Annotated in this window: 1 protein-coding gene; it reads left to right on the forward strand. The window is 61.7% G+C overall.

Going from position 1 to position 967, the window contains the following annotated elements:
* Positions 1 to 250: 250 nt before the first annotated feature.
* Positions 251 to 967: IS110 family RNA-guided transposase (locus MKD38_RS30715; RefSeq protein WP_252682439.1), on the forward strand; the 717-nt coding region annotated here is incomplete at its 3' end.

Raw genomic sequence — 967 nt, forward strand, 5'->3', positions numbered from 1 at the left:
GTAACCGGCATGATAGGAACCGGTGCCCTTCCTCTCCTCACCGTGTAACTTGGTGTATGGTTCGACCATCCGGGACAGGGGCACCGGGGAGCACTTCGGGTGGGCAGGCCGTTCATATACGTTGAGCTGCGAGCTCGTGTTAGTAGTTGGCCGCCCCTGCGACCCGCCCGGTTGCGCTGCGAGCGCGAATCCGTAGTTGTCGTGCTGTCCCACCGGCTCCCATTTGCGATGTTTCCCATGGGAGACGCCAATGCGAGTGATAGGACTGGATGTATCGCGATCGGTGGCCGAGATCGCCTATTTGGAGAATGGCCGGCTACGCGCCGGCGGGCGCGTCGGACTGCGACGCGACGAGCTGGAACACTTTGCTGCCAAGCTAAAGCCCGACGACCACGTGGTACTCGAGGCGACCGGCAACACGATCGCCATCGCGAACGTGCTGACAGGTCATGTCGGCAAAGTGATTGTCGCCAACCCGTTGCAAGTCCGCCTGATCGCAGAAGCGCGCGTCAAGACGGATAAGATCGATGCCGCGATCCTTGCGCAACTCTATGCGAGTGGCTTCCTGCCCGAGGTGTGGATTCCAGACGAGGCCACGCAAGCGATGCGACGGCAGGTGTCGCGCCGCGCCCAGATCGTGCGGCAGCGGACGCGGCTCAAGAATGAGATTCACGCTGTCCTTGCCGCACATCTCATCGCACGGTGTCCTGCGACAGACCTGTTTGGCAAGAAAGGGCGGGCCTGGCTGAGCCTTCAGCCGCTACCCATGGACGAGCGCATCGGGATTGACCAGCGGTTGCATGAGCTCGACAGGCTGGCAGAGAATCTGCAGCAGGTTGAGCGCGTCCTGGCCCAATCCGCTATTCAGGACGACAGGCTGCGCAAGCTGCTGACCATCACCGGCATCAACACCACCGTTGCGATCGGGTTGATCTCGGCCATTGGCGATATCGCTCGCTTTCGTTCG

Source organism: Cupriavidus sp. WGlv3 (assembly GCF_023952475.1).
GTDB lineage: Bacteria > Pseudomonadota > Gammaproteobacteria > Burkholderiales > Burkholderiaceae > Cupriavidus > Cupriavidus phytorum.